Source organism: Shewanella sp. HL-SH2, from assembly GCF_051164935.1.
Classification (GTDB): domain Bacteria; phylum Pseudomonadota; class Gammaproteobacteria; order Enterobacterales; family Shewanellaceae; genus Shewanella; species Shewanella glacialimarina.
Map to the genome: position 1 here is coordinate 2,141,931 of NZ_CP195035.1, position 24,759 is coordinate 2,166,689.

The 24,759-nt window shown below is 42.8% G+C and carries 22 protein-coding genes; 9 read left to right on the plus strand and 13 right to left on the minus strand.

Annotated elements, in window-relative coordinates:
- Window positions 1–2,439, plus strand: coding sequence for a LamG domain-containing protein (locus ACRWP9_RS09325; protein WP_434928857.1), 2,439 nt, complete (start codon window positions 1–3; stop codon window positions 2,437–2,439).
- An 86-nt stretch (window positions 2,440–2,525) separates the two neighbouring features.
- A complete protein-coding gene (locus ACRWP9_RS09330) occupies window positions 2,526–4,103 on the plus strand; it encodes a hypothetical protein (protein WP_434928858.1) in 1,578 nt (525 codons plus the stop codon).
- Between the two features lie 528 nt (window positions 4,104–4,631).
- Here the strand turns inward: ACRWP9_RS09330 and ACRWP9_RS09335 are convergent.
- The 3 genes from ACRWP9_RS09335 to bioA all read right to left on the minus strand — a co-directional run bounded on the left by ACRWP9_RS09335 (window position 4,632) and on the right by bioA (window position 8,039).
- Window positions 4,632–5,219 carry a porin family protein gene (locus ACRWP9_RS09335; protein ID WP_434928859.1) on the minus strand — a complete coding sequence of 196 codons (588 nt, stop codon included), beginning with the start codon at window positions 5,217–5,219 and terminating at the stop codon, window positions 4,632–4,634.
- 437 nt (window positions 5,220–5,656) lie between these two features.
- Window positions 5,657–6,634 carry an FAD:protein FMN transferase gene (locus ACRWP9_RS09340; RefSeq protein WP_434928860.1) on the minus strand — a complete coding sequence of 326 codons (978 nt, stop codon included), beginning with the start codon at window positions 6,632–6,634 and terminating at the stop codon, window positions 5,657–5,659.
- Window positions 6,627–8,039 carry an adenosylmethionine--8-amino-7-oxononanoate transaminase gene (gene bioA / locus ACRWP9_RS09345; protein WP_434928861.1) on the minus strand — a complete coding sequence of 471 codons (1,413 nt, stop codon included), beginning with the start codon at window positions 8,037–8,039 and terminating at the stop codon, window positions 6,627–6,629. Before bioA ends, ACRWP9_RS09340 begins: the two co-directional genes overlap by 8 nt.
- Before the next feature lie 98 nt (window positions 8,040–8,137).
- Here bioA and bioB point away from each other — a divergent pair, with 98 nt between their 5' ends.
- From bioB to bioD, 4 genes are read left to right on the plus strand one after another with little or no spacing between them, the layout of a single operon-like run.
- Entirely contained in the window at window positions 8,138–9,190 is a 1,053-nt protein-coding gene (gene bioB / locus ACRWP9_RS09350) for a biotin synthase BioB (RefSeq protein WP_434928862.1), read from the plus strand.
- A 30-nt stretch (window positions 9,191–9,220) separates the two neighbouring features.
- Window positions 9,221–10,363: an 8-amino-7-oxononanoate synthase gene (locus ACRWP9_RS09355; RefSeq protein WP_434928863.1), complete on the plus strand. Its 1,143-nt coding sequence runs from the start codon at window positions 9,221–9,223 to the stop codon at window positions 10,361–10,363.
- Complete coding sequence (locus ACRWP9_RS09360; protein ID WP_434928864.1) at window positions 10,364–11,128, plus strand: methyltransferase domain-containing protein; 765 nt, start codon at window positions 10,364–10,366, stop codon at window positions 11,126–11,128.
- A gap of 31 nt (window positions 11,129–11,159) precedes the next feature.
- Window positions 11,160–11,852 (plus strand): dethiobiotin synthase, encoded by a 693-nt coding sequence (gene bioD, locus ACRWP9_RS09365; RefSeq protein WP_434928991.1) that lies wholly within the window; start codon window positions 11,160–11,162, stop codon window positions 11,850–11,852.
- Between the two features lie 134 nt (window positions 11,853–11,986).
- Here bioD and xthA read toward each other — a convergent pair whose 3' ends face one another.
- The 10 genes from xthA to ACRWP9_RS09415 all read right to left on the minus strand — a co-directional run bounded on the left by xthA (window position 11,987) and on the right by ACRWP9_RS09415 (window position 21,885).
- Window positions 11,987–12,796, minus strand: a complete 810-nt coding sequence (xthA, locus tag ACRWP9_RS09370) for an exodeoxyribonuclease III (protein WP_434928866.1) — start codon at window positions 12,794–12,796, stop codon at window positions 11,987–11,989.
- Complete coding sequence (locus tag ACRWP9_RS09375) at window positions 12,796–13,095, minus strand: YciI family protein (RefSeq protein WP_434928867.1); 300 nt, start codon at window positions 13,093–13,095, stop codon at window positions 12,796–12,798. The genes xthA and ACRWP9_RS09375 overlap by 1 nt, the downstream gene beginning before the upstream one ends.
- 89 nt (window positions 13,096–13,184) lie before the next feature.
- A complete protein-coding gene (locus ACRWP9_RS09380; protein WP_434928868.1) occupies window positions 13,185–13,730 on the minus strand; it encodes a septation protein A in 546 nt (181 codons plus the stop codon).
- Between the two features lie 245 nt (window positions 13,731–13,975).
- Window positions 13,976–14,875 (minus strand): substrate-binding periplasmic protein, encoded by a 900-nt coding sequence (locus ACRWP9_RS09385; protein ID WP_434928869.1) that lies wholly within the window; start codon window positions 14,873–14,875, stop codon window positions 13,976–13,978.
- A gap of 114 nt (window positions 14,876–14,989) precedes the next feature.
- A complete protein-coding gene (gene trpA / locus ACRWP9_RS09390; protein WP_434928870.1) occupies window positions 14,990–15,799 on the minus strand; it encodes a tryptophan synthase subunit alpha in 810 nt (269 codons plus the stop codon).
- Window positions 15,792–16,997 carry a tryptophan synthase subunit beta gene (trpB, locus tag ACRWP9_RS09395; RefSeq protein ID WP_434928871.1) on the minus strand — a complete coding sequence of 402 codons (1,206 nt, stop codon included), beginning with the start codon at window positions 16,995–16,997 and terminating at the stop codon, window positions 15,792–15,794. The genes trpA and trpB overlap by 8 nt, the downstream gene beginning before the upstream one ends.
- 171 nt (window positions 16,998–17,168) lie before the next feature.
- Complete coding sequence (trpCF, locus tag ACRWP9_RS09400) at window positions 17,169–18,587, minus strand: bifunctional indole-3-glycerol-phosphate synthase TrpC/phosphoribosylanthranilate isomerase TrpF (protein WP_434928872.1); 1,419 nt, start codon at window positions 18,585–18,587, stop codon at window positions 17,169–17,171.
- Window positions 18,588–18,593: 6 nt separating this feature from the next.
- A complete protein-coding gene (gene trpD, locus ACRWP9_RS09405) occupies window positions 18,594–19,664 on the minus strand; it encodes an anthranilate phosphoribosyltransferase (RefSeq protein WP_434928992.1) in 1,071 nt (356 codons plus the stop codon).
- A 5-nt stretch (window positions 19,665–19,669) separates the two neighbouring features.
- Window positions 19,670–20,272: an aminodeoxychorismate/anthranilate synthase component II gene (locus tag ACRWP9_RS09410; RefSeq protein WP_434928994.1), complete on the minus strand. Its 603-nt coding sequence runs from the start codon at window positions 20,270–20,272 to the stop codon at window positions 19,670–19,672.
- Window positions 20,273–20,322: 50 nt separating this feature from the next.
- Entirely contained in the window at window positions 20,323–21,885 is a 1,563-nt protein-coding gene (locus tag ACRWP9_RS09415) for an anthranilate synthase component 1 (RefSeq protein ID WP_434928873.1), read from the minus strand.
- Window positions 21,886–22,341: 456 nt separating this feature from the next.
- Between ACRWP9_RS09415 and rnm the strand changes: the two genes are divergently transcribed.
- The 3 genes from rnm to ACRWP9_RS09430 all read left to right on the plus strand — a co-directional run bounded on the left by rnm (window position 22,342) and on the right by ACRWP9_RS09430 (window position 24,742).
- On the plus strand, window positions 22,342–23,199 hold the full coding sequence (gene rnm, locus ACRWP9_RS09420; RefSeq protein ID WP_434928874.1) for an RNase RNM: 858 nt from the start codon (window positions 22,342–22,344) through the stop codon (window positions 23,197–23,199).
- Window positions 23,199–23,819, plus strand: a complete 621-nt coding sequence (locus ACRWP9_RS09425; protein ID WP_226410316.1) for an L-threonylcarbamoyladenylate synthase — start codon at window positions 23,199–23,201, stop codon at window positions 23,817–23,819. The genes rnm and ACRWP9_RS09425 overlap by 1 nt, the downstream gene beginning before the upstream one ends.
- A gap of 134 nt (window positions 23,820–23,953) precedes the next feature.
- On the plus strand, window positions 23,954–24,742 hold the full coding sequence (locus ACRWP9_RS09430; protein WP_226410315.1) for a segregation and condensation protein A: 789 nt from the start codon (window positions 23,954–23,956) through the stop codon (window positions 24,740–24,742).
- Window positions 24,743–24,759 lie beyond the last annotated feature (17 nt).

Sequence of the window (24,759 nt, forward strand, 5' to 3'; positions counted from 1 at the left end):
GTGAAGCACCTATTAATCCAAACCTCAGTTATTTTCTCGCTTATATTTATGCTCACAGCTTGCGGGGGCGGCGATGTAGAAACCAATCCACCCAAAAAGCAAGACCCTCAATCTGATGTGTACACCGGTCCCGCAGCTGCCACGGAAGATATTCAAAAATACAAAGTTTCGCTTTGGGATAATATTTCAACCCAAGACCGATGTGGCGCATGTCATACCGAAGGTAATCAAGCACCTTACTTTGCTAGTCGTAATGATGTTAATGATGCCTATGCGGCAACCAACTCTTTGGTTGATTTAGCTGAGCCTCAAAAATCACGTTTAGTGGATAAAGTGGCTGGTGGTCATAACTGTTGGCTAGCCAGTGATGCTGCATGTGGTGAAACCATGACTCAGTGGATCAAGTTATGGGCGGACGATCGTGTGAGTACCGCAAATACCATTGAACTTACCGCACCAGTTATCCGTGAACCTGGATCAAGCAAAAGCTTTCCCGATGACAGCAGCTTATTTAGCCAACATGTTTACCCTATTGTTAACCAGTATTGTTCGCAATGTCATAATCAAAGTGCTCAATTAGCACAATCGCCATTCTTTGCTAGTAATGACGTTGCACAAGCGTATGAAGCAGCCAAACGTGTCATGAACTTAGATGAGCCCGCTCAGTCGCGTTTAGTGGTGCGTTTAGGCAGTGAGTTTCATAACTGTTGGGACAATTGTCAGGCGAACAGTATTGAAATGCGTGACGCCATTACGGCATTAAGTGATGCGATTCCACTTGACGTCATTTCAGCGGATATGGTGGTGTCTAAATCGCTGCGTTTAACTGACGGTATTACCGCATCAAGTGGTGGCCGATTTGAAACTGGCGTCATTGCTTTATACCAGTTTAAAACGGGAGAGGGCAATATTGCCTATGACACTTCAGGTATTTCGCCTGCGGCCAACCTCAGTTTAAGTGGCGATATTGATTGGTTAGGAAGCTGGGGGTTATCGTTTAAAAATGGTAAGGCACAGGCCAGCACCGCGAATAGTAAAAAATTACATGACTTAATGACAGCAACCGGTGAGTTTTCGATTGAAGCCTGGGTGACTCCTAGTAATGTGGTTCAAGAAGGTCCTGCGCGCATTGTGACCTATTCGGCTGGTGATAATGCTCGCAACTTTACTTTAGGGCAAACTCAATATAATTATGATTTTATGCTGCGCACCGAAAGTTCAAGTGCCAATGGTGAGCCTGCATTAAGCACTCCTGATGCCGCTGAAGTTTTACAAGCTACATTGCAACACGTAGTGATGACTTATAAGGCTAATGAAGGACGTAAAATTTACGTCAATGGTCGCTTAATCAATGTTGCGGATGAAGATATTGCCCCGCTGGCAAATTGGGATGACAGCTTTGCATTAATTTTAGGCCGTGAAGCGTCAAATCAGCATGTATGGCAAGGGGATATTCGCTTACTAGCACTGTATAACCGCGTACTAGAGCCTGCACAAGTGCTACAGAATTATGATGTTGGTGTGGGTGAGAAATTCTTTTTACTGTTTTCTATTAGCCATTTAATTGATTTACCTAATACCTATGTGATGTTTGAGGTCAGCCAATTTGATAATTACAGTTACCTATTTAGCGGTGCATCGATTGTTAATATTGATGGTACGCAAGTAGGAAATGGATTTCCGCTTAAGGGACTTCGCCTTGGTATAAATGGTAAAGAAAGCTCCCATGGTCAGGCTTATATGAATCTTGATTTGGCGATTGAAGCTGGCCAGGAAATTGCCGAACCGTTTTTAATATCTCCTTTAGGCACCCTTGTCGCACTTGAAAAAGGTGCTAGTCAAGATGAGTTTTTTCTCACTTTTGAGAAACTGGGTGAGCACGAAAACGTGGTCATTCCAGGGGTAATAGTGTTCCCCGAAGAAGTTCCTGCAACCACAAAGTCTGCTCAAATGGGGATACGTAACTTCGCGGAAATTAATCACACCATGAGCGTGCTGACAGGGGTAGAGCAACAGTCAACCAAAGTGTTCAATACCTATCAGTTGGTAAAACGCCAATTGCCGAGTATTGAAAACATTGAAACCTTTATTTCAGCACAGCAAATGGGAATAACTCAAATAGCCATCGCCTATTGTGATACTGCAATTGAAGATAGCGTCATACGTAGTGCCTGGTTCCCTGATGTGGACTTTACTTCAGCGCCTAGTGTGGCATTAAGCCCTGCTGAGCGAAGCAAGTTACTTAATCCTTTAATAGCGCAATTAATGCCACTTAACTTGGCTAATCAGCCAAGCAGTGTGGGGGTGTTTAACGAACTTGATAGTCTAGTGAGCAACTTGTCTGTGTGTACAACCAATTGTGATGCAGTGCGCACTCGCACTATTGCAAAAGCCAGTTGTGCCGCAGTATTAGCAAGTGCCGTTATGCTGGTGCAGTAGGAGAATGATGATGAGCCAATTCAAACCATTTTTAACTGTCACCGTTTTTAATCAAACACCAGAAGCGCAAGCACAAGGAACTGACCATGAGAAAACCTAAGCATCTTCACCTAGACAGTCCTTTGTTGTTTGCTGATCATCGCAAACCGTTAACTCGACGTGAATTTATTTCTACCGGCTTGTGTAAAGGTGGCGCAGCGGTTGCCGGGTTATCTTTATTCAGCTTATTTGCCAACCCCAATAACGCTAACGCCACATTATCGCCAGATTTAGAAGCCCTAAGAGAGTCCTGCGGTATTAGTGTTCAGGGCGCAGGTAAAATTCCATTTATTAGTTTCGACCTAGCTGGTGGAGCCAACATAGCAGGCTCTAATGTGTTAGTTGGGGGAGCCGGGGGACAACAAGACTTTTTGTCGACAGCAGGTTATAACAAATTAGGCTTGCCCGGCGATATGGCACCGTCTATTGCTAACCCTAATGCAGCCATGTCTGACTTTATCAATACTGATTTAGGCTTAGCATTTCATTCTGATTCAGCCTTTTTACGTGGCATTCTAGAAAAAGTATCCACGGATACCGCATCGCGGATTAATGGCGCGGTTATTCCAAGTAGATCTGACAACGACACCGGCAATAATCCACATAATCCTATGTATGCCATTGCGGCTGCAGGTGCAAATGGCTCGTTAATGCCGCTAATCGGGTCTCGCAATACTGACTCCGGTGGCAATTCAATGTCAGCGACAAATTTTATCGATTTGGGTAAACGTCCAACGAAAATAGATCGACCTTCAGATGTTACTGGCTTAGTGGATGTAGGTGATTTATTTAGCCTGTTATCTCAACGAGATGCTGTTACTGTAATGGAAAGTATTCAACGAGTTAGTGCGCAGAAAATGGCGTCGGTTAATACCCAGGTGACCCGTGATGATGTGATTAAAGATTTGGTTAATTGTGGTTATGTTAAAAGCGCTGACTTAGCGGATCGCTTTGGTGATCCGTCAACGTTAAACCCAGTACTTGACCCTGATATTGTCGGCCCAAGTGGTATTTTTAATATCAATGAGTTTGATTCGGAATCTGAGTTTCAAAAAACCGCTTCAATTATGAAACTGGTCGTGAATGGATTTTCCGGTGCGGGCACAGTCACTATGGGCGGTTTTGACTATCACACCGGTGAACGTGCTACTGGAGAACTAAGAGACTTACGCGCCGGACGTTGCATGGGAGCCTGTTTAGAATACGCTGCCCGTCGCAATATGCCGTTAATGCTGTACGTGTTCAGTGATGGTTCAGTGGCAAGTAATGGCCGTATTGATGATTCACAGGAAGGGCGAGGTAAAGGTGAGTGGACCGGTGATAATTCATCAACTGGAGCCGCTTTCTTCTTAGTGTTTAATCCTGCAGGCAAGCCGCAATTAATGGGAGCCAATGCCGACCAAATGGCTAGAAAGCAACAAATTGGTTTTATGCGCTCAGATGCTTCGGTAGACACAGCATCTGCACCGTCAGCAAATAACGTTAACTTACTAGTTGAAACAGTATTACTTAACTATATGGCGTTACACGGTGAACAAAGCCAGTTTAATAGTGTCGCTCCAAGGCAAGGTTTAGGTAATGCCACTATGCTGGATGCATTAACCGCATTTCAACCGATAGTATAAGTTGGTTTTTATGGGGGAAGCAGATGTTTGAGAATTGGTTAATGACTCTATTTCCATTCAATCAGAGTAAGTTATCTTGCTTTAATTGATCTGGTTATGTGAGGATATTTTCTGGTATCGGTTTACACATACGAGTTAATAATAAATAACTTTTTAAGTACGAAACTAACAAGCCAGAATTTGAATGTTTAGCGTTATCTGTGGTCAATATTAGATGTGTTTGTAGAGGTATTAAATTGACAAGTGTCGATTGAAATGAATATGGATACCCAAGATTATTTGTATTAATACCCTCTTAATTTCATAGTGGGATTGTTTTCACAGCATGTATATTTGGTATCGGTCATCATGGTGATTACCTTCGGCTTCAACATTATGGACATTGTTGTGTGTAAATGAGTTGATAAGTGTGTCTCTCTGTGTTTTAAACATATAGACATTATGACATCATTAAAAAATTAAACACATCTTTCAATATAAAGCCTCATCGCGACCCTCACGAGAGGCTAATAAGTGTTAATTGACTTATTAAAAGAAGAAAACTGCTGACACACTAACTGTGTCTACGTCATCCAAATGGCCATAACCAATGCTTGCAGAAAATTGTTCTGTAAAATGGTACATAGCTGAAAGATTAATGCCAGTTTCCGAAGCATCACCAATATCAACATAGTTAAGCGCACCACTTAATTCTATATTTTCAGCAACTAGTGTGCGAACACCTCCCTGCAAACCAAAACCGTTTTCGCTGTCATCGTCTGAATTACCTTGATATGACGCTTCCACACCCATCTTTTCGTATGAAACTATACCAAATAAGTCCGTGGTTTTAGCTACTGGATAACGATAACCAAGACCTAAAGACAATCTATTAAACTCCAAATCGACGTTAGAACCATATACATTCACATCATCAGAAACCGAAGCATAACTTCCCAATACGAATATATTTTCGTTGAGTAATTTTGTCCCAGAAATACCAAAACCCGACATGTCATATTCATCTAGCTCAACAGTTTGATAAGATAATGAAGCACTATCCCAACGAATCGATTCAGCGGCTTGAATAGAACCAACTGAAAATAATAAAACTGATGCTAATACTACTTCTTTCATTTTAACTTCCTTGCCCTATGATATGTGCGCTAGTAGTTTGGGCCACAATACTAACGCTTCGTTAACTATGTCGCTAAGAAAAAGAGTTTATCGTGAATTGCCATATAAACTCCACTATACCTATGAAGTTAATCTCTGCTCGAAACGCCAATGTCACAAATCAACATGAATACTCAAGATTATTAATATCGACTCCCTCGCAATTTCATGGTGGGGCAGTTCTCGCTGTTATCAAAAATTATTGGTCACGGCTATAGAGTTATTCAAATATAATCGTTGTGGGTCAAGCCCCATTATATTGATTGAGGCTAATTAACTTTATGCCGTGATGGGATATTAGTCAGAAAACAGTTCAGCGCTAAATAAGGTCAACCTGTGGTTATTTTTCGACAAACCGTCAATGATATTAGTCAGTATTATACTGTTTATTCATGTATTTAATCTTGCAGTAAGCCTTCAGACACATGTAAAGTTTGTTGGTTATCGATAATAATCGCTTCGTATTCGGGGAGTTGATTGATCAGTGTCATCCCTTCTTGCAATCCTTTGACAAAAATCGCGGTTGAAAGCGCATCTACATAAGTGGGATTTTTGCCAATAATCGATACGCTAACTACATTGCGGGCTGAATCACCCGTTTTAGGATTGATGATGTGATGGAACCGTACGCCATCTTCGATAAAGTAGCGCTCGTAGTCACCTGAGGTTGAGATAGCTTCATCACTGAGGGGGAGTTGAACTGCAGTTTTATCGTCTGCCCTTGGGTGTTTTATACCAACATACCAGGGTCTACCACGCCTATCACCCAGTAAGCCTGTATCGCCACCAGCGCTCACTAATGCATGTTCAATACCGGCTTGTTTGAGTATTGCGAGGCAGTTTTTCACAGCATGACCTTTGGCAATGCCACCTAAATCAATTTTAACCGCTGGGTGATTAAAATGGACTGATGAGTTATCAGTATCGAGTTCTACCGAATGATAATTAATGGCGCTGAGATTTTTATCGATAAAAGCTTGGCTGGGTTTTTTGTGTTGGCGGTAATCATACTGGTAACCAATCGAGGCATAGGTGATATCAAATGTGCCTTTGGTTAACTCTGCAATCTTGTAAGCGTCTTGCAGTAACTCAAATAACTCTTTGCTAATAATCACCGCTTCGAGCGCCGCTTGACGATTAACTAGGCTGAGCTCACTGGTGTCCTTATAGGGACTCATTGTTTCATCAATGCGTTGCATTTCTTGTTCAACTTGACTGATCAACATGTCGGCAGTGGCTTGGGTTTGACTGTCGCCCAACCAGAACTCAACATGGGCTTGGGTGCCCATAACATGAAAACTTTTTTGCTGCCATTGAGCTTGAGCCAATGGAGAGATCAATAAAACAAAAACAACTAACAATCGACATTTACCCATGGCTAATAAATTCCTTTTTAGTCACTTTTTTCGGTGCGACCCTTTGCGGTTCTGAGATACTCGCGGCGACTACTTTCATTGCTTTGGTCAATTGGCTTAATTGCGCAGAGCTAATGGTGTAGGGCGGCATAATATAAATTAAATTGCTGAAAGGTCTAACCCAAACCCCTTGCTCGATAAAAGCCTGCTGTAATTGTGCGGTATTGACTGTGTGGCGCATTTCAATCACCCCCACGCCGCCTAATATGCGTACATCTTTTACCTGCTCAAATTCAATTACCTCTGCAAGCTCAGTGATCATTTGTTGTTCAATCATATTGATTTGCGCTGGCCATTGCTGTTGATTAATTAATTGTAAGCTTGCTGTTGCTGCGGCGCAGGCGAGGGGGTTGGCCATAAACGTCGGCCCATGCATAAATATCCCCGCGGGCGAGTCACTAATCCCTTTGGCTACTTCATCACTGCACATAGTCGCAGCAAGGCTGATATAACCGCCAGTGAGCGCTTTACCTAAGCACAGTAGGTCGGGCTCAATATTGCTATGCTCATAGGCAAATAATTTACCTGTGCGACCAAAGCCTGTGGCGATTTCATCTAATATCAGTAAGACATTAAATTGATCACATAGCTGACGTAATCGGGTTAAATATGCCGGAGAATAAAAGCGCATTCCGCCAGCGCCCTGCATAATGGGCTCGATAATAATCGCGGCCACATCTTGATGGTGGGTTTCAAAAGCCGTGATTAATGCGGTTTCATCTTCAATGGCTAAGCCTTGATCATTTAATGGCAATTGAGGGGCTAATGCTGCACTGAAGCCAAACGGGGTTTGCGGGGCAGCAATAAAGATCTGTTGGGTGACATTGTCACCAAACATAGTATGCATACCGCCTTCAGGGTCACATACGCTCATGGCGGCAAAGGTATCGCCATGATAGCCACGTTTTACGGTCATTATTTTCTGCTTGTTAGGCTGATTACGTCCTTGCCAGTATTGCAGTGCCATTTTTAATGCCACTTCAACCGCAATAGAGCCTGAATCGGCCAGAAATACCTTGGTTAATCTCGAGCAAGTCATTTCGACTAACAACTTACTGGTGTCAATAGCGGGTTGATGGGTTATACCGCCAAACATCACATGACTTAATTGATGAAGCTGCTGTTGCATCGCCGCCAAAATATGCGGGTGACCATAGCCGTGAACACATGCCCACCACGAGCTTGTGCCATCAATTAACTTACGGCCATTATCCAGCACGAGTTCGCAATCTTGCGCAGACACCACGCCATGAACAGGCATAGCTTGAGTCATTGACGTATAAGGATGCCAAATATGTTGGCGGTCAAAGGCGTAATCAATGCTTGATTCGGTTTTTGGTTGTTGTAATACGCTTGGGTTGCTCATAAAATAACCATTAGTAAAGTTGGTGGTGGGCGCTGCGTTGACAGTTTACGGGCTACAGGTATCCTAGCCAACATAAAATCAAAATAAAGGAATGATCCATGTCGTTAGCTGAAGTTCGCAATGATTGGCAAAAAACTGAAATTGAAGCGTTATTTGCATTGCCAATGAATGATTTGCTGTTTAAAGCCCACAGTATTCATCGTGAAAGTTTTGATCCTAACGAAGTACAGATCAGCCGTTTATTATCGATAAAAACCGGTGCGTGCCCTGAAGACTGTAAATATTGCCCACAAAGCGCACGTTACGACACAGGTCTTGAAAAAGAGCGTTTACTCGAAATTGAAAAAGTATTAACTGAAGCCAAAAGTGCTAAAGCCGCTGGGGCATCACGTTTTTGTATGGGCGCAGCATGGCGTAACCCGCGCGACAAAGACATGCCATATTTAACTCAAATGGTAAAAGATGTTCGTGCTTTAGGCATGGAAACTTGCATGACACTTGGCATGTTATCAAAAGAGCAGTCTGAACAATTGGCTGGTGCAGGGCTTGATTACTACAACCATAACTTAGATACCTCGCCTGAATATTATGGCGATGTGATCACCACTCGCACTTATCAAAGCCGCTTAGATACACTGACGAACGTGCGTTCATCAGGAATGAAAGTCTGTTCTGGCGGGATTGTCGGCATGGGCGAAAAAGCCACTGACCGCGCAGGTTTGTTACAGCAGTTAGCTAATTTAGCCCAACACCCAGATTCAGTGCCAATTAACATGTTAGTGAAAGTGGCGGGAACGCCATTTGAAAAAATAGATGATTTAGACCCACTTGAATTTGTGCGCACCATTGCCGTTGCCCGCATCATTATGCCTAAGTCTCGAGTGCGTTTATCGGCAGGGCGTGAAAGCATGAGCGATGAATTGCAATCAATGTGCTTCTTTGCTGGGGCAAACTCAATTTTCTACGGATGTAAGTTATTAACGACTGCAAATCCTGAAGAAAATGATGACATGAACTTGTTTAAACGTTTAGGACTACACCCTGAACAGGGCCCTGTAGCCAATATTGATCAAGACAGTCAAATGGTGGCCAAGGCCAGCGCGCAAACTGCTAAAGCAACTCAACAATTTTACGATGCCGCGGCACTGTAAGCTTATTATTGACAACAATACGGCAAATTGATGGCGCATCCTCTCACGGATAAAATGGCTCAGCAAATGGCGCAGCAGCAAGAAAATGGCTTGCTGCGACAACGTCATGAGCTTAATGCCAACGTGGATCAAGCTGAATCGTTTATCGATTTTAGTCACAATGATTACCTAGGTTTAGCTAACGCCAGCGAACTTGCCGATGCGCTTTATCAAGGCGCATTAACCTATGGTGTTGGCAGCAAAGCATCGCCATTAGTTAGCGGTTATGGTCAGGCACATGCAATGCTTGAGCAAAAACTGTGTGAGATGACAGGTCATCAAGCTGGCATGCTTTTTTGCTCTGGTTTTAGTGCTAATAACGCATTAATGAAAACCTTGTTTTCAAGTACCGATACAGTGATTGCCGATAAGCTGGTACACGCTTCTATTATTGATGGCATTGTGGACAGTGGCGCGAAGTTGCTGCGTTATCTGCATAACGATATAGACAGTGCTGCCCGCCTACTTACTAAAAATCCTAATAGTGTATTAATCACCGAAAGTGTCTTTAGTATGGACGGCGATTGCGCGCCCATTAGTGATTTAAGCGCGCTGTGTCGGCAACATAATAGCTGGATAATCGTCGATGATGCCCACGGTTTTGGGGTGTTAAGCGCCAAGGGATTAACAGCAGCTGATGCAGATATTCAAGTGGTTACCTTTGGTAAAGCATTAGGCTGCCAAGGCGCAGCCATTTTAGCGAGCCAGCAAGTGATTGATTTTTTAGTGGCCAATGCCCGCCATTATATTTATTCAACAGCTTTGTCACCGGCTAATGCATATTTGGCTTTTTCTGCGCTTAAATTGATTGAACAGCAGCCCGAACGCCTTATGCAACTCAATGACAATATTACCTTATTTAGACGTTTAGCAGAGCAAGCGGGTATTGGGTTAACTGAGTCAAACACAGCAATTCAACCTATTATTATTGGCGATAATACATCGACCATGACGGTGGCAGAATCGCTGGCTCAAAAAGGCTTTAAGGTAGGGGCAATACGTTCGCCCACAGTACCTCAAGGTTCTGCCAGATTACGCATTACCCTAAATGCTAAGCATACGTCTGCACAAATTCGCCAACTTGTAACCGAGCTTGCTTTGTTGTTAATAGATCAGCCAATTGAGAATCAATAGATGTTAGATAAATCGGTTGCCGATACCTTTTCCCATGCGGCCAGTCTTTATAAACAACATGATGTGTTACAGCGGATCACCGCCAAAACATTACAGGGTAATGCCATATTAACAGGTCATCTGGCAGATATTGGCTGTGGCCCTGGTACCTGCTTTAGTGATTTTTCATCGGTATCGAACGTCACTGCAATAGATATTGCCGCTGGCATGTTAGAGCAGGTCAGATTGAATTACCCTCAATACTCAACCCTTAACTGTGATGCGCAATCTTTGACGCTTAGCGCTAATAGTGTTGACAGCGTTTACTCAAATCTTGCCTTGCAATGGTGTGATGATTTCCCCAAAGCAGTTAATGAAATTGAGCGCGTGTTAGTGGATAACGGTGTTTGTAGTCTCGCCATAGTAGCCGATGGCAGTTTACCTGAACTACAAACATTAGGTTTTAGAACCAATCAATTTGCCAGTATGCCCAGCCTGTTAAGCGCGTTTGGTGTTAAAGATGCATCGATGCAATCTTGCAACAGCAATTGGATGGTTTTACAGGCTAAGGTCGAAAAAGTAACCGTATATTTTGATAGTTTACGCAGTTTATTGTATTCAATTAAAGGCGTTGGGGCATCAGCTGGGCAAGCTGGCAGTCAATCGCGGGCGATGTTATCAAAATCCGCCTGGCTAGAGCGGGTGGTGTTAGCACAAGGTCTCGCCACCGAAAAAGGCATTCCTTTGACCTACCACATAGCTTATATCCACGCGAAAAAGCGTTAATTTTGCATTTACATAAAGTAGGCGGAACATGATTTATTTTGTGACGGGTACCGATACCGATAGCGGTAAAACCTTAATTTCTTCAGCGTTGCTTTCTTTGGCCCAAGGTAACAAGTGTGGTTTTAAACCCATCGCATCGGGCTGCGTATTAACGCCTGATGGATTAAGAAACCCAGATGCGCAAGCGTTAATGGCACAATCAAACATGGGCTTAAGCTACCAACAGGTTAATCCTATTGCATTTGATCCAGCCATTGCACCGCATATTGCTGCTGCTCAAATAGATGTAACATTATCGGCGTCTAAGGTAGTAGAAGCTTTACTGGCAACACCAATTTTAGCGGCAGATTTCGCTTTAATTGAAGGGGCGGGTGGCTGGCGATTACCTTTAGGCAATAACCAGTATTTGTCGGACAGTGTTAAGCAACTGGATGCTTATGTACAAACCCATAATGCCGAACGAGTCGGGGTTATTTTAGTGGTCGGTATGAAGCTAGGGTGTTTGAATCATGCTTTATTGACCTTACAAGCGATTGAAGCCGATGGCTTAAAGGTTGTTGGTTGGGTGGCTAATCAGGTAGATGCAAACATGAGTGAGATAGCCGCTAATTTGGCAAGCTTACAACAAATGATGACAGTACCTTATTTAGGTTACGTACCTTACCTTCCACAAGCAAGTGCTGAATTAGCCGCAAAACACCTTGATATCGCGCAGTTGTCATAGTCTTTGTTGTTATAGTCTCAGTTTTCATATGGAAAGCTGAGTGTTATTTCTGTAGATAGCATTAGCAAAAAAGGCCTAATCTCATCGGTTAGGCCTTTTTTAATGGGGTAAAACACAAACATTAGAGCCGTTGTTTATGCTTTAAACGTGCTCCAGATCGGTGCGTGATCAGAGGGTTTGTCGATGCCGCGTAACTCATAATCGACATCAGACTCAACCACATTAGCCACTAACGATTTAGTTGCTAACACAACGTCAATACGCAGCCCACGGTTGTCATCAAAGCCTTTGCTGCGATAATCAAACCATGAATAACGCTCAGTACGTGTTGGATGTAATTGACGGAAACTGTCAACAAAGCCCCAGTCTAATAAGGTCTTTAACCATTCACGCTCTTCAGGTTGAAAACTACACTTACCTGATTTTAACCAACGCTTGGCGTTAGGTTCACCAATACCGATATCTAAATCAAGTGGTGAAATATTGATATCACCAATCACAGCAATGTCTTCATCTGGGGTGTGGTGAGTGGTTAAGTAGGTCATTAAATCTTGGTAAAATTTGCGCTTAGCAGGGTACTTAGTTTCATGGTGAATACTTTCCCCCTGGGGAAAGTAACCGTTGATGACAGTTAATACTCGGCCATTTGGTTGACTAAATTGACCAATGATTAAACGGCGCTGTGCATCGTCGCTGTCGCTTTCAAAGCCTTTAATGACCTTGATAGGCTCGACTTTAGACAACATAGCTACGCCATAGTGGGCTTTGCCACCATGATAATGCACCTTGTAACCCATGGCTTCAACATCGGCCAGTGGAAATGCTTCATCATGCACTTTTGTTTCCTGTAAGCCAATAATGTCTGGCTGGTGGCTATCAATCAATGCTTGTAATTGATGTAATCGCGCTCGAATACCATTGATGTTAAATGAGACAATTTTCATTATGGAAGGACTCGTTTAAACGGTTTAACAATCACGCTTTTATAAACACCTGCAGCAATATATGGGTCAACATCAGCCCAGGCTTGCGCTTCTTCTAGTGAGGCAAAATCAGCAATCACTAATGAACCGGTAAAGCCTGCATCGCCTGGATTTTCATTATCAATGGCTGGATGTGGCCCTGCGGTTAACAAGCGACCTTCGTCAGCTAAAGCTTGTAAACGTGCAAGGTGGTCGGCACGGACTGATAAACGTTTTTCTAAACTGTTTTCAACATCTTGAGAAGAGATCATATACCACATAGTCAAGGCTCCATTTGTTCGTAAATTTGCTGTGTAACTTTGTTGAATAAAACGCACTGTAATCGTCCTTAATAACGATTACAGTGATACTAATTTTTTTGATCTTCCGGTGGATTTTCCATGTGTTTAAACAAGTAAACCACAGTGACTACAGTATTAATTAGGGTTAATGCGGTTAAGCCAAACACCTTAAAATTAACCCAGGTTTCTAGCGGTAAACTAAAGGCGACATAAATATTAACGATACCGCAAATAATGAAAAAACTAACCCAATACCAGGTTACCTGAGCCCAGATCTTATCTTGGACAATCATCTCTTTGCCTAGCATACTTTTTAGTGCTGACTTGCCCATTAATTGGCTAACACCTAGCCCTACGGCAAACAGTCCATAGACGATAGTGACTTTCCATTTTATGAAGGCATCGTCATGAAAAAACAAAGTTAATGAGCCAAATACCGTCACCATAGCGAAGGTAATGAGATGCATTTTTTCTACTTGTTTATACAGTAGGTACGTTACCATAAGTTGTACTGCTGTGGCGGCGATAAGTACGCCTGTCGCGGTATAAATATCGGCAAATTTATACACGGCGAAAAAAATAACTAAGGGTAAGAAATCGAGCAATTGTTTCATGTTAGATAAAATTCACTGTTGGCTGCAAAGTCGATTGCATGAAAAAATAAGCTGAGAGTGTACCATGCAATAAGGTTAATCGAGAACCTTTACCACGGCTAAAACGGTGTTTGATAATTAACATTTTTTCATCAATTATGATGGATAAAATAACTGCAGTAGACAGATAAACTAATCAATAAATTTAGCTGTGGTCATTAAGTTGATTGTAAGGTTGTCGAGATTAATCGCATTGATATTTAATGTTATTGAGCGCTTTCTAGTGTTGTTAACCATAATTTGGCATCATTTAATAATGCCGCGCTTTTGGGCGATAAAAGGGGATTGGCTATTTCAAATTGTCTGCGCTTGTGTAACTGAGCCTTCTCTATTATACCTGCTGTAATAGGATGATTTAAAAGTAGTTCATCAAAGCTACCATCATCAATTGTTTGGCGTAACCCAAACTCTAATCGTTCAGCCAATGGTTTATTTTGCTTATTAACAAAGAAGTAAATGGGGGCAGCGTAGTGCAATAACAAATGTTGCTCTAATTCGATGTCATCCCTGCGGGACAATTCATCCCAAGGTTCATGTATTGCGCGGGGGAAATAGTCAAAGCGATTTTTGGCTAACATGGCTAATAATTTACTGGCAGAACCTGAAATTACGCTAAAACCATTTTGCTGTAAAATATCTGTATCAGGCCAGTCTGAGCCTTGGCCAATAAGAATACGTTTAAATTCCGTTAGGGAATTTATCCCACTAAAACGACTTTGTTCGCCTTTGCGTATGATACCTATGCGATAACCCATTAAGCCTTTAAGTAACGGTATATAGACTGCTTGCAGCTGGTTTTCTCGTTCTATAGAGGTCATGGTCCATACAATGTCTATATGCTGGTTTGATTCAACTAATTTGATGGTACGGGCTTGTGGCATTTCGATAACCACAGGTGTCATTTTGTAAGCGCCGTACTTTGATTCACTTCTTTGTAAAGCCAGTTCAAGTAAAGCAATATAATAGGCTTGTTTAGGGTCGACAAACTGCACCGATAAGTTATATTTCACTTCAGTGATTTCTTCAATGTCGATGGCCTCAGCGTCTCCGTAAACAAAGAGCAGTAAGCCTATCGATATCATTAAATGCAATACAGTTTTAGCCATGGTGTCCTTTTCAATTTTAGTCATTTAAATCAGTATAGCAGTGTAAAAATAATGGAGCCTTTAGCGGCTCCATTATTCTATCTATTCCAATTATAATTAGCTAATTAGGTTTACTTAATAAGCCGTGGCAGCTTTCATTTTTTTGGTAAACTCTGCAAGTGTTGTCAGTAATTTAACTTCATCATGTTGATGAGTTTCAATGATTTTAACCACAGCTGAGCCTGATATAGCACCCGCAGCACCAGCTTTGATCGCTTCTTTGACCTGTGCGGGCTCAGCAATACCAAAACCCAATAGTGGCGGCGGCGCATTAAATTCAGCTAATTTTGCCAGAATAAGTTCAACCGGTGCGCCTGCTTTAGACTCAGTGCCTGTTACGCCAGCACGGGATAATAAGTAGGTATAACCTTCACCAGACTCACTCACCTGCTTTAATGTGTCGCTGTTTGCATTTGGCGGCGCTATAAATATTGGTGCAATATTATGCTGTTTAGCTGCGGCAATAAAGGGCGCAGATTCTTCCACAGGTACGTCGGCAATTAGTACTGAGTCGACGCCAGCCGCCTGTGCTTTGGCATAAAAATTGTCAATACCATTTGAAAATACTAAGTTAGCATAAAGTAATAAGCCAATGGGTAACTCTGGATAAAGCACACGAACCTTAGCGATTAATTCAAAGCAGTCGTCAGGTGTGGTGCCTGCTGCTAGCGAGCGCAAATTAGCGCCTTGAATGACCGGGCCATCAGCAAGTGGGTCTGAAAAAGGAAAACCTAATTCCAGTGCATCAGCACCACTTTCAACTAGGGCTTTAATGATATTAAGAGAAATATCTAAACCAGGGTCACCAATGGTCACAAACGGGACAAAGGCACCTTGTTTTTTTGCTTTTAACGCAGCAAAGGCTGCCTGATATCGATTACTCATTGCCGCTCTCCTGTGCTTTGGCTGCTAAAATGTCTGCTACGGTGAAAATATCCTTATCACCACGACCTGATAAGTTAACCACTAAAATGGTTTCTTTGGTGGCTTCTTTTGCTAGACGCACGGCATAGGCAAGTGCATGAGCTGATTCAAGCGCAGGAATAATACCTTCTTTGCGAGCCAATAATTGGAACATTTCTAATGCTTCATCGTCGGTGGCTGATTCATATCTAGCACGGCCAATAGCATTAAGGTGAGCATGTTGTGGACCAACAGAGGGGAAATCAAGTCCGGCAGAAACTGAGTAAGACTCTTCTATTTGACCATGACTGTCTTGCATTAGTGGGGCTTTCATACCAAAGAAAATACCGGTTTTACCGTGTTTAAGCGGGGCGCCGTGCATAGGCGTATCAATGCCTTTACCTGCTGGCTCGACACCAATAAGTTCAACTGACGGTTCATCGATAAAGTCGGCAAACATCCCAATAGCGTTTGAACCACCGCCAACACAGGCAATAACCGCATCCGGTAGGCGACCTTCTTTTTCAAGAATTTGCCTTTTGGTTTCTTCACCAATAATACGTTGGAATTCACGCACTATGGTCGGGAATGGATGAGGGCCTGCTGCAGTACCTAACAGGTAATGTGCTTTATCGTAGCTGCCAGACCAATCACGCATTGCTTCGTTACAAGCATCTTTGAGGGTTGATGAACCAGACGTCACAGGTACCACCTCAGCCCCCATTAATTTCATTCTAAATACGTTGGGTGATTGACGTTCAATGTCTTTTGCACCCATGTAAACTTTACATTTAAGGTCCAATAATGCACAGGCTAGGGCGGTTGCTACGCCGTGTTGGCCGGCACCGGTTTCAGCAATAATTTCTTTCTTACCCATACGCTTAGCCAATAATGCTTGCCCCAATACCTGGTTGGTTTTATGGGCACCGCCGTGGAGTAAATCTTCCCTTTTAAGATAGATTTTTACTAATGGGTTAGGGCTTAAATTACGGGTAAGTGTCAGCGCGGTTGGGCGACCCGCATAGTTTTTTAGCAGGTCAGTAAACTCTGCTTGAAATTCAGGGTCTTGTTGAGCTTCTACAAAGGCAGTTTCTAATTGCTTTAAAGCTGGTACTAGAATTTGAGGTACATACATACCGCCATATTCGCCGAAATAAGGGTTAAGCTGGAGCTCGTCCATAATCTTGTCCTGTTGCTAAATCGATTCTGTTTTTGAGTCAGTTGTCGATTCGAAGTTAAAATCGGATATTTGTGAATATCGCTAGTCAAGCAGCGATATCCTAAATGGGTTCAATTAATCCTTTACTGTGAGTCATTGATGACTGCATACAACTAGTCACTGCTAGCAATGTTAGTTACGTCTAAGGGCGCTAAATACCTGTGCCAATAATGAATATTCCTTTTGAGCAGGGTGTGATTCTACACCTGAGTTAAAGTCTAATCCGTAGAACCCTTGCTGGCTGGCTTCGTAGGCATTACTGGCATTTAAGCCACCCGCTAACATAGCTTGATCTTTATTTTCGATAGATAATTGCCAGTTAAAAGCCTGCCCCGTGCCGCCAAATTGATTATCATTTTTACTATCATACAAGTAACGGTTTACGCCCTTTGGCGTAACACCAATGTCGCCACTGTTACTGTCAACGGCAATGGCTTTCCAAATAGCACAATTAATATTTAAACCTCTAAACTGCTCAGCTAATGCGGCTATTTCGAGTTCTGTTTCACTGCCGTGTAATTGCACCGCATGTAAAGAGAGCATTTTAGCGGCTTCGACTATTTCTTTTGCGTCGGCATTAACAAATACACCTACCATATTAAGACTAATTCCCTGAACACCCATTTGATCCACTAAGGCTTTAGCTTGGGGTAAATCGACTGCGCGTGGTGATTTAGGATAAAAAATTAAGCCGCCATAAACACCGCCTAAATCGGCGACGGCTTTAATATCTTCAATACGGGTTAAGCCACAGACTTTGTTGTTGCCAAATAATAACTGACGACACGCTAAATCAATATCTTCTTGCGCCATAATTGAGCTGCCAACCAAGTAACCGTCAACTAAAGGGTTGAGACGTTTTATCTGGTCATGCGAGTAAATGCCTGATTCACTTATCACTACCCGATCCGCTGGAATATGCGGCGCTAATTGTTCTGTAGTAGCCAAATCTGTCGATAAATCACGTAAGTTACGGTTGTTGATACCAATAATAGGCGCATTAAGATCAATCGCTCGGTGTAATTCGTCTTCATTACTGACTTCAGTCAATGTATCTAGTTGATACTTTGCAGCTTCTTCTGCCAGTAGTCGGTATTGTTCATCATCGAGTACTGAAAGCATTAACAATATTGCGTCAGCGCCCTGATGGGCAGCTAATTTGACCTGGTATACATCAACAAAAAAGTCTTTACATAAAATAGGCTGAGTAACACGGGCGCGTACTTGAGGAATATAATCCATATCACCTTGAAAAAACTCTTCATCTGTGAGGACTGAAATGCCAGCGGCATACTTGGTATAAGTATCTGCAATGGCTTCCACATCAAAAACAGGACGAATAACCCCTTTTGATGGACTGGCTTTTTTACACTCAAATATATATTGCGCATTAGGCTGTTTTAGCGCCTCAAATAAACTGCGGTCAGATATTTTGGGTTGCAATGTCGCTTCTGGAAAACGCAGCTTTAGGGCGGCAATATGGGCGACTTTGGTATCCACTATTTTAGTTAATACATTACTTTCTTTTGGGTGTTGCTTAGCTTGATTCATTTGGCGTTACCCTTGAGTTTGCGCGTGCACTTGAGTTGGCTCTGTCGCTTGGCTTATAGTGGCTAATTGTGTTAGTACCTGGTGCGCTTTACCGCTAGCTAAGGTAGTTAGCGCCAGCTGAGTTCCCGCTTTAACTGAGTCAACAACACCACTGATGTAAAGGGCACAACCGGCATTAATCGCCACAGCATCACGTTGTGCAGCCTCGCCTTTACCCTGTAAAATAGCTTGGGTTATTTGGGCGTTTTCACTTGGTTCACCGCCGGTTAATAAATTGATATCCGCCCTGGTTACGCCTAATTCTTCCGGCGTTAGGGTGTAAAAGCGAATATTACCATTGTTTAGCTCTGCCACCTGAGTATCGCCGTGTAAAGCCACTTCATCTAGGCCGCTACCATGAACAACCATGGCGCGTTTTACGCCCAATGCATTGAGCACATTAACGATAGGCGCTAACAATTTAGGAGAATACACCCCAAGCAGCATAAATTCAGGCTTTGCCGGATTAATTAATGGCCCCAAAATGTTAAATATGGTGCGAGTTTTTAGCGCCTGGCGAACTGGCACTGCATGACGGACTCCCGCATGGTAATGCGGCGCGAATAAGAAACATAATCCGAGGGTGTCGATACAGTGACTTGAGGCCTCAGGTGTCATGGTCAAGCCAATACCGCAATGGGCAAGTAGATCCGATGAGCCCGACTTACTTGATACGCCGCGATTACCGTGTTTGGCCACTTTAGCGCCAGCTGCAGCTGCAACAAAAGCCGCTGTGGTTGATATATTGATGGTGTTAAATCCATCACCACCTGTGCCGACAATATCAACCACGCCAGAAATAATAGATTGATTGCTGCGAGGAAAAGCTTTGGCCGCTTGACGTAATGCATCTGCAGCACCGGTGATTTCATCTATGGTTTCGCCGCGCATTTTTAATGCGACTAACATTCCCGCCATAGTGACTGGATCCATTTCACCAGCCACTATGCTGGCAAATAAGCTGGCGCTTTGCTGACGGGTTAACGCATTTCCTTGATACAAGCTATCAAGCAGCGTCTGCATTGATTCAGTTGGCATAGACATTATTGGCCTCCTTGAGACATCGAGGTCGTGGTTAAATACGTCAGTGTTTGGGTCAGTAATTGACTGCCAAGAGTGGTTAAAATCGATTCTGGATGAAATTGGAATCCCACGGCTTTGTGGGCATCATGTAAAATCGCCATTGGCATATCATCTGTGGTAGCAATAATATCAAGGCAATCAGGCACTCTTGTGGCCACTAAACTGTGATAACGCGCAACGGGTAAAGGCGAGGGAAGGTCGGCAAATACACCTTGACCGTTATGCACTGTCGGGCTGGCTTTACCGTGCACCACAAAAGGTGCGCGCTCTACTTTTCCGCCGTAATATTCCACCATGGCTTGGTGGCCTAAACAAATGCCTAACATAGGCACTTTGCCCGCGACTTTACCAATCAATGCCATCATGCAGCCCGCTTCGTGAGGGGCGCCAGGGCCGGGAGATAACACCAATGCGGCTTGCTGGGTTTCATTCAATAGCTTTTCTGCCAAATATTCGGCGCTAACGTCATTCCGGTAAATGACCACTTCAAAACCTAGGCTTCTAAATTGATCAACCAGGTTATAGGTAAAAGAGTCAAAGTTATCGAGTAAATACAGTTTCATTTTTTGAGTGTACTGAGTGGCGTTCTGTTTATCTAAGCCGTTAGAATTTATCATAGTCCGCCTCCTAGTTTAATTGCGGTGATCACGGCCTGTGCTTTTTGGCGGGTTTCATCAGCTTCAGCTTGTGGGTCTGAATCAAAAACCACCCCCGCACCAGCTTGAATATGAGCAATATCATTTTTAACAAAAGCTGATCGGATCACAATACAGGTATCCATATCGCCCAGGCCATTTAAGTAACCCACAGCACCACCATAACTGCCTCTGCGTGCTTGCTCAGCCTGACGGACTAACTGTGATGCGCGTACTTTTGGCGCGCCGACTAACGTGCCCATATTCATACACGCTTGATAAGCGTGCAGGGCGTCTAAATCTAGTCTCAGTTGACCTGTTACGCGGCTGACCAAGTGCATCACATGGGAGTAACGGTCAACTTTTAATAGTTCGGCGACTTTGCGGCTACCACTTTGGCTGATGCGGGCAATATCGTTGCGGGCTAAGTCAACTAACATTAGATGTTCTGATAACTCTTTTTTATCTAAACGCAGTTCCAATTCAATACGACTGTCTAGATCAAAATCAATTTCTCCCTCAGGTGTTTTACCGCGCTTACGAGTACCCGCAATAGGGTAAACTTCAACCTGATTATTAGCCGCCTCATACTTCAGTGCTGACTCAGGGGAAGCGCCAAATAAGGTAAAATCTGCACCGCGAAAATAAAACATATAAGGGCTAGGATTGGTTTTACGTAATGCACGATAAGCGCCCAGTGTATTGGGGCAAGGCAAACTAAAGCTACGTGATGGCACCACTTGGAAAATATCACCAGCAACGATGTGTTCTTTTAAATCGATAACGGTCTTTTTGTATTCTTCATCGCTAATGTTAACCGTCTCTGTAGTGTTGATAGCCACTAACGGCTTTGCTGCGGCAATGGTTTGGCACTGGGTTATTATCTGTTTTCGTTGCGCAGCAAGCAGCGATATAACCGCAGTATCTTGGTTAAACTGTTGACTGATGATATCGGCTTTTTGTAGCTTGTGATCAATCAATATAAGGGTTTCAGCGAGATAAAATAAATAATCAGGACATTCGTTACTGGCATTAGGCACCATAGGCAATGGTTCAACGGTATCAATTAAATCATAAGCAAGCACGCCGCCTAAGAATAAATCTTCAAATTGAGGCGATGTGTCGGTATGAATATGGTTAACCAGTGCCCGTAAACCATCAAGCGGAGACGTTGATTTTAACCGGGCATCTTCATCTTGCAGACTGGTGGCCTTGGTTAATTGAATAACTAAACTATTATCGGCTAACTTATTGTGACTACTAAATTGCGCTGCAAAGTATTCATCTATAGGGCTGAGTAAACTTTGGCCGTTTGTACTCAAGGCTGTAAACGTTAGCTGATAACTATCGCACCGGATCATTAATGCTGCGTGGGTTAATACGATACTTTTAAGATGGTCTTTACTCTCAATTTCAGCTGATTCCAACAACATAGTATGTGGAGCATTTTGGGTGACATGTTCATAAAGACTTAAAGGGTCTGCATGATAGGTCAATGACTGCTTTACCGTGTTAACCTGGGCTATTTGATCATGTTTCATAGTACTGCCTTCGTTTGATTCTGAGTCGATTGAGTTATCTAAGGGGGAATGAATGACCGCTTAAATAAATACATCGCTAAATTATTATCATTATTCAGCCTCTGAGCGTGGGCCAAATAACAAGAAAGCCCACATCTCTGCGGGCTTTCTTGTAAAATTTTGTCTCTTAAAATGAGCGCAACGCTTCACACAACCCGATAATTTGGGAAGTGCCACCACCATGTAATGTTTTGAGAAGCGATAAAGTGTGTCATGCAAGTCATCTAAGTAAGTGTGTTTTAGTGCCTATAGGAAACCTTAGCTGGAGCTTAATGTCAATTGAATATTATTCATTATTTTAATAAATGACTAATAAATTCGCTTATAGATGGTCTTATTGCGGTATCTTGCTCTTATTTAGCGATTTATTTACACATACACAAAGCTTTTATTTGGAGTATCAAGTACAATATCGGCATGAATACAGAATCTATCTTGGCCGATTTACACAGCCACACAACTGCATCTGACGGCATGTTATCACCCTCAGAACTTGTTGCCCGCGCGCTTGAAAAAGGCGTGCAAATGTTGTCAATTACTGATCATGACACTATTGATGGTCTAGCGGAAGCACATTCATTTAACAGTCAACAGGCACAGCCATTAAATTTGATTGATGGTACCGAAATATCCACCCGTTGGAATAATTTTGACATCCACATTGTGGGTTTAAATATTGATAAAACCCAGCCTGCGTTACTTGAATTCTTATCATCACAACGTGAACTGCGTGAAGTTCGCGCCCAAGAGATTGGTTTACGCTTAGCCAAAGCAGGCATAGAAGGTGCCTACGAAGGCGCCAAAGCAATTGCTGGTGATGCGGCGTTAAGTCGAGGCCATTATGCCAGATGGTTGGCTGAAAACGGCTATGCTAGCGATATGCCCAGTGTTTTTAAACGCTACTTAGCCCGTGGTAAAACAGGTTATGTCCCCAATAACTGGGGTGATATGGCAAATGCGATCAACGTTATTCATCAAGCGGGTGGTGTTGCTGTATTAGCGCATCCGAGCGGTTATAAACTCTCGGCAAAGTGGCTTAAAAAACTTGTTAAAGACTTTGCTGAAGCAGGCGGCGACGCCATGGAAGTCGTGCTTGGCCAGCAAACGATTGATGACCGCAATAACTTGCTTGCGTTATGCCACCAACACCAGTTAATGGGCTCGTTGGGCAGTGATTTTCATTTTATAAGCAACTGGATAGAATTAGGTAAAAATTTATATCAACCCCAAGGAGTGACTTGGGTTTGGCAATCAGCATCTTGGATGGAACGGTAATGAGCCAATTTTTTTATATACATGAAGAAAACCCACAAGCTAGATTAATCAATCAAGTTGTGGAAATTTTAAAGCAGGGTGGGGTTATCGTTTACCCAACCGACTCAGGTTATGCACTGGGTTGTATGATTGGCGATAAAAATGCAATGACCCGTATGGCTCGTATTCGCCAGATTGATAATGACCAAAATTTTTCATTGATGTGTCGTGATCTGTCTGAGTTAGCCAATTTTGCAAAAGTTGATAACCAGGCTTATCGCTTGCTAAAAAGCTGCACTCCAGGGCCATACACCTTCATTTTTAAAGCCAGTAAAGAAGTGCCTCGCCGTTTACAGTGTGAGAAAAAACGCACTATTGGTATTCGTGTACCGGATAACTTGATTTTACAAGCATTATTAGAAGCCTTGGGTGAACCTTTAATGTCGACCAGTTTAGTGATGCCTAATGAAGAGCATGCTGAGTCTGATCCAGAACATATTCGCGATATTCTTGAGCATCAAGTTGAAGGCATCGTATTGGGTGGTTACTTGCCTGAAAAGCAAACAACCGTAATTGACATGTCAGAAGGTGAGATTAACATTCTACGTTATGGTGCTGGCGATACGGCGGCATTTGAATAGCAATTAGCGATAGAGTAGATAATTGTTTAATCCTTATCCATTAATGCGTATAATCGCGCGTTCGCTTTTAGGGCCTGTTTTATTGGGCGAAGAAACAGTCATTACGCACTAATAATCATAACAAACGGAGCGCTATGCAGGGTCATCAACAAAGCCTTCCATTAGCCATAGTTCGCGGCAAAGCGTTAGACGTTATGCCCAGTGATTTGTTTATTCCCCCAGAAGCATTAGAGGTATTTCTAGAGTCATTTGAAGGGCCGCTAGATTTACTTTTATACCTAATTCGCAAGCAAAAATTGGATGTGGTTGATTTACCCATTCAGCAAATTTCTCAGCAGTATTTACTTTATATCGAAGTGTTAACTGAGGCGAGAATTGAGCTAGCAGCCGATTATTTAGTGATGGCAGCAACCTTAGCTGAAATTAAATCACGTTTGTTGTTGCCTAAAATGGTGACAGAAAATGATGAGGAAGAAGACCCTAGAGTTGTACTTATTCGTCAGTTGAAAGCCTATGAAGTGATTAAGCAGGCTGCATACGATTTAGATGAATTACCTCGACTAGAGCGGGATGTATTTCAAGTCAGTGCTGCCAAAGCACCCAACATCAAGCCTATTATTGTACCTCCAGATGTGACCTTGTTAGAATTAGCACGTGCATTTGGTGAGGTACTAAAACGCATTGACGCGAGCGAAGATCACCATGTAAAGCGCGAGCAACTTTCCACCCGCGAGCGAATGAGCCAAATTTTAGCTAAGCTATCCAGTAACGAATACCTGCATTTTGAGCAGTTATTTGATTTTGAAGAAGGCCGTGCCGGTGTGGTGGTAAGTTTTTTAGCGTTAATGGAATTGATTAAAGAGTTATTAGTGGATGTGGTGCAGAACGAGCCTTTTGCCACCATTTATATTAAAGCCAAGTGACGTTAAATAAGTGTAAA